5 protein-coding genes and 2 pseudogenes are annotated in these 5,194 nt (G+C 39.9%); all 7 read right to left on the bottom strand.

The annotated features are described in order from the left end of the window. Positions 1-821: pseudogene (locus SAGCYANO_RS34290) on the bottom strand (hypothetical protein); the annotation flags it as partial. Beyond that, positions 809-1,069, bottom strand: coding sequence for a hypothetical protein (locus tag SAGCYANO_RS34285; protein WP_202224138.1), 261 nt, complete (start codon positions 1,067-1,069; stop codon positions 809-811). The gene SAGCYANO_RS34285 and the pseudogene SAGCYANO_RS34290, both read right to left, overlap by 13 nt. A gap of 21 nt (positions 1,070-1,090) precedes the next feature. Then, complete coding sequence (locus tag SAGCYANO_RS34280; RefSeq protein WP_202224137.1) at positions 1,091-1,753, bottom strand: hypothetical protein; 663 nt, start codon at positions 1,751-1,753, stop codon at positions 1,091-1,093. A gap of 258 nt (positions 1,754-2,011) precedes the next feature. Beyond that, positions 2,012-2,857: a hypothetical protein gene (locus SAGCYANO_RS34275; RefSeq protein ID WP_202224136.1), complete on the bottom strand. Its 846-nt coding sequence runs from the start codon at positions 2,855-2,857 to the stop codon at positions 2,012-2,014. 175 nt (positions 2,858-3,032) lie between these two features. Then, a complete protein-coding gene (locus SAGCYANO_RS34270) occupies positions 3,033-3,695 on the bottom strand; it encodes a toxin TcdB middle/C-terminal domain-containing protein (RefSeq protein WP_202224135.1) in 663 nt (220 codons plus the stop codon). Between the two features lie 674 nt (positions 3,696-4,369). Then, positions 4,370-4,939 carry an ISAs1 family transposase gene (locus tag SAGCYANO_RS34265; RefSeq protein ID WP_202220848.1) on the bottom strand — a complete coding sequence of 190 codons (570 nt, stop codon included), beginning with the start codon at positions 4,937-4,939 and terminating at the stop codon, positions 4,370-4,372. Positions 4,940-5,014: 75 nt separating this feature from the next. Continuing rightward, positions 5,015-5,194 (bottom strand): annotated as a pseudogene (locus tag SAGCYANO_RS34260) (hypothetical protein); the annotation flags it as partial.

Below are 5,194 nucleotides of genomic sequence, written 5' to 3'. Positions count from 1 at the left end.
ACCAAACGCTCCGACACCTTACGAGTCCGCATTTCACCACTATCATAGGTATAATAATCGCTATCATCAGGCAAATTTTCACGTTCGATAATTCGAGCTTGAACTAAATTTTCACAGCAATTAAAAGTCAACTTAATAGTACTATTACCATTAAGCTGTTGCTGATTTCCCGAACGATCATAAGTAATCGGTAAAGCATCAATAAATCCATTACTACTACTAACAGTTTTCAACCGATTAGAATTAGGCATAATTTCCTGATTTCTCGTCCAAGAATTAGATGCTATATGAGTAGTTTTAATTAAATTTCCAGCATCATCATAGGTGTAACTTTCCTGGTAATTTTCCAAGGCATTACTATCACTAATTGGCACAAACTTACTCTGCTTAAAATCCCCATCTTCGCCGTTATTTTTATGAGTCCTAGCATTAATCCCCGGATGCTGCCTGCCATTAGCTTTAATCAATCGATATTGAGCATCGTATGTATAATCAGACAGAGGTTCTACTATTTGATTGTTGTAGAAAACCGTTTCATAACTATTATCCTTAAGACGAGTAATATTTCCCACCGGGTCATAGGTATAGGCGATGTCCTGAATCACAGACTTGCGTTCCTTCCCAGTACTATCTAGATTCGACCTAGTACTATACAGCTTAATTAAACGCCAAGTTGTCTCCTCGTAACTATAATTTGTGTTCACCCCATTAGCATAAGCAACAGCAACCCTTTGACTTTTAGCATCATATTCAATATCATTAATAATCGGCTGTAATGTACCATCTGGTAATGTTACTGTAATCTTTTCTAACAATCCCAAAGATTATAATTATTTGTCTTTACAGAACCATCAGGAGTAGTTTCAGCAATTAACTGTTGAATGGCATTAAAAGCAAATTTGTTAGTATAAATTTCTTCTTCCAACTCAACATTTTCATCCCAATTAACATAATATTTGTAATTTTGAGTTAACTGCCGAGTCGTTTCCAGAATATTTCCTTGGAGATTATATTTACTATTAGTAATTACCCCAGATTGGTCGCGCAGTTGATAAAGTTTTCCCCGCAAATTATAGTCTTCTGCATTGGGTTAACTTTCCCCATAAATAAATGTTTCTACAACATTATCAGTGGCAATATTCCCATCATTCTTGATACCTTTAGTTCTAACTTTGACCTTTCTTTGTAACTCATCATAATAAATTACTTGGTCAAAATTCCTCGGACTGCGATTCCATAAATGGTTCCCCATTGCATTATCTAGACTGAGGTTAATTCCCCCATCTGTGCTGTCTGTTACTAAAGGATTTACGGGGTTTTCTTCAGTTCCCACCCTCAGCCCATAGCGATATTTGAAATTATAATAAGTCGTTCCCTGACTCAAATTAGCAGCATACAAACGAGGGTCAATAGATTCAATTAACCGTCCTTGAATATCATATTTATAGTAAGAAGTTAAGCCATTATCATTTACTAGAAAAGCATTTCCTAAACTATCCAAAACCCTAATTACAGGAGTATCGTAAAAAACTGTCGCCTTCTCCAAAGCATTCTTTTCATTCCGTTGTGCTTCTGTAGGATTAGTTGGATAATTTTCCAGGAAATCTTGATAGAAACTGGAATCTTTTACCGTATCATTTTCATCATAATTCCTTTCTTCCCAAGGAGTAAATTCAACCTTACTAAAAAATCCCTTAGCAGTCTCGGTGCGAATCACCCTTTCTAGGGGGTCATAATATAGAGTATCAGACACCCCAAACTGATTGAGAATTTCATTATTTACATATTGATAAGTATTGAGATAATAAGGTTCATATTGCTTAACCGGATTACCCTTATTGTTATAAACTGTGCGGCCAGAAGTTAACCAGCGCTCCTCATGCTCCCCTCTTGGGAGGGGCTGGGGGTGAGTTTTTCCCCTCCTGATTATTCCCTCCTGGGAGGGAGGGGCGAGGGGTGGGTTAGGAGGGGTTAGGGTGGGTTAGGAGGGGTTAGGGTGGGTTAGGAGGGGTTAGGGTGGGTTAGGTTGAGTTAGGGGTGAGTTAGGTTGAGTTAGGGGTGAGTTAGGTTGGGTTAGGTCAAACGCCAGTCCACCCTCCACCTTCACCTTACTTTGCAACTCCCTACCAAACCCATCACTATAGGAAATATTGGTTAGGATTCGAGCATTATTACCATAATCTTCAGCAATTAAATTAACAGCATGAACCGGAACATTATTATCTTTCCAAGCAAACAAATCATAATAGAAATAACTAGCAGCACTTTGTAAATAATCCTGGGGATTCGCCATTAATTGTTCTAAGTTAGGCAACTCCTTAACTTGATAGTTATCCAGTGGTGAAAAACCCTTTAACTCTCCATTTTCAGTTCCATAAAAAGAGGTAAAAATCACCATCCCCATAGGGTCAAAAAGCACCTCAGAAATATTTTGATTAATATCCCGGATTCGTTGTATTTGTAAAGTTTGATAATCGACCTTTTCCACCACAATTTGATTATTTAAAGCATCAGTCACCTTAACAGTAACTAGGTGATAAGAGTCATATTCATAAGTAGTAGCATTCCCAAAAGGGTCGATTGTTGCTTGTGGTAAAAAGAATTTATCTGAGCTATTGTAAATTTGTCTTAATCCAGGATTCCACCAATAATTTTCTTTTAGTTGATATCCTCCTTCTGTTGAAAGTAAATTTTCCAATTGTTCTTGATTTAATGCACTGTTAAATACCTCTTGAACCTGTTCCCTAGAAAATTCTGCAACTTCGATTTGATAGAGCAAAACTTCCGGACTAACTTCTCCAAACGGCAGTAATTTTTGTGATTCCGGCGACCAATAATAATGACGTTGCCAACTCAATAAATTGGAATTAGAAGAATCTAAAACCTGTTCTAAATAATCATCAATCTCAGGGAAACTAAAATATTGCTCGCCAGACTTTAAAGCAAGATTAGTAATTTCATAACTCTTATTCTCTAGAGGAATACCTAGTAAATTAACATCTTCTTCCCTAACATTAATAAACCGATTCTCCTCACTTACAACTTTTAAATTCAGTTGCTCCCCTCCTGCTCCCCTCCTGCTCCCCTCCTGCTCCCCTCCAGGGAGGGTTGGGGGTGGGTTGGGTTGGGGTGGGTTGGGTTAGGGGTGGGTTGAGTTGGGGGTGGTTTGGGTTAGGGTTGGGTCTTCTTCCATAAGCCACCGAACAAGAACGAAGCACATTCCCATAATCATCCACCTTCAAAACAAATTGATGACTAATGCGTGGATCATCAGCATTACGTTCATACTGATAACTTAAAGTTTCCCTTGGTTCAACAAAATAAACCCCATATTTGTTGTCCCCTTTCCCTTGCAATAACTTGACATGATAATTAGTTTCAGTCACAGCGTAGGGTTTATCCTCAAACTCAGAACCATCTAACCCATAAACCTCTTCCCTCAGCACCATTCCCTTTAACGTCCAGTAAGCTTGACGACTGGTTTCCGCATCAACTTCCCCATGCAAATCAGCAAAAATACTATCCGGCAACTGATAAGCTTGACTATCCCCCTGAAAATACTCCTTTTCATACTGACGAGACAGAGAACCATAACGCTGCCAAGCTCCGGTATGATACCAAGTTTTAGTTAATATCGGCGGCACATAAAAATCTTTCCCTTCCCCTCTGAGATTTTTGCCCCCTAAATCCCCCAATCCTGGGGGACTTTGAAATCCTGTTCCCCCCAAAGTAGGGGGCTAGGGGAGCTAGATACATTTTTCTCCCCTCTGAGATTTTTGCCCCCTAAATCCCCCAATCCTGGGGGACTTTGAAATCCTGTTCCCCCCAAAGTAGGGGGGCTAGGGGGGCTAGATACATTTTTCTCCCCTCTGAGATTTTTGCCCCCTAAATCCCCCAATCCTGGGGGACTTTGAAATCCTGTTCCCCCAAAGTAGGGGGCTAGGGGCTAGATACATTTTCTCCCCTCTGAGATTTTTGCCCCCTAAATCCCCCAATCCTGGGGGACTTTGAAATCCTGTTCCCCCAAAGTAGGGGGACTAGGGGAGCTAGATACATTTTTCTCCCCTCTGAGATTTTTGCCCCCTAAATCCCCCAATCCTGGGGGACTTTGAAATCCTGTTCCACCCAAAGTAGGCAGGGCTAATTCATTGTCGCCAGAGAAAAATATTGAGGAGTACAAGTTTGGCCATATTGTCAAGTATTTCATAGTCTTTTCCCCTAAATTATCATACTTATACAGGAAAAATTTATGTCACAGACTCAGTCGCGATCGCTAATATCAGTCGCGATCGCCAATACCAGAACTATTGAAATCGAAAACTAGGGGGGAGTGAGGTTCTGTGTATGGGCCAATTTCAATTCTCAATGACTACAGTTCTAGATTTATAATCATCAGAAAAATCTGCTCCAAATCGTGAGCAATGGTACGAATCGCAGTAGTGAGGGAAGAATAACCATGAAGGCGACAGATAGCGATCGCCAACTGACGAATCACAGAAAAATTAGCAGCAGCTTGAGAGTGCCGAATTAGACTTGTGTCCTCTCGAAACACTACATCTTTAACCCAATGTAGTCGATTCTCAATTCCCCAATGTCCCTGAATTCCTACTGCAAATTCTGCTGCACTTAATTTCAGACTGCTAATGTAGTAAGCTGTTTGATAATAGTCAACACTTGCTCGTGTACCCTGACGCTCAACTCTAATCACAGACTTAATTCCTTCCCACTCAGAGCTAATTCCCAACAGATTATTAAACACAGACACTGTTCTACAAACCACACGATTTCTAGATCTATCTTCTGATATATCAACACTACTTGGTTGTGTTTGTTCAGTTGTTAGTTGTACTTGCTGGTACAGTTTTTTTTGATTACCCTTGACTGCTATTGTGTAATGGTTACCTCTGTCAATGATTAACTTGACGGTTTTTTTTGACAATGTAAAGCATCGCAACTAAAAACTACTCCTTCAAGGTTTAAACTAGCCAATATGGCTTGGACAACAGCAATTTCACTACTTTCTTCCCACGTGAAATTGTTCTATGGCTACAGGTACTCCTTGACAATTACTGAACACAGAAACAACATTGACAAAGTCTTGGTAAGAACCATAACAGTCACTGACAGTAGACCTAATACTCTTACCGTCCACTGCTAACCATTCGGCCTCTTGAATTGTTATTTGGTGTTGAGC

It is taken from the genome of Okeania sp. KiyG1, assembly GCF_014132355.1.
GTDB lineage: Bacteria > Cyanobacteriota > Cyanobacteriia > Cyanobacteriales > Microcoleaceae > Okeania.
This window is presented reverse-complemented; position numbering and strand designations above follow the sequence as displayed.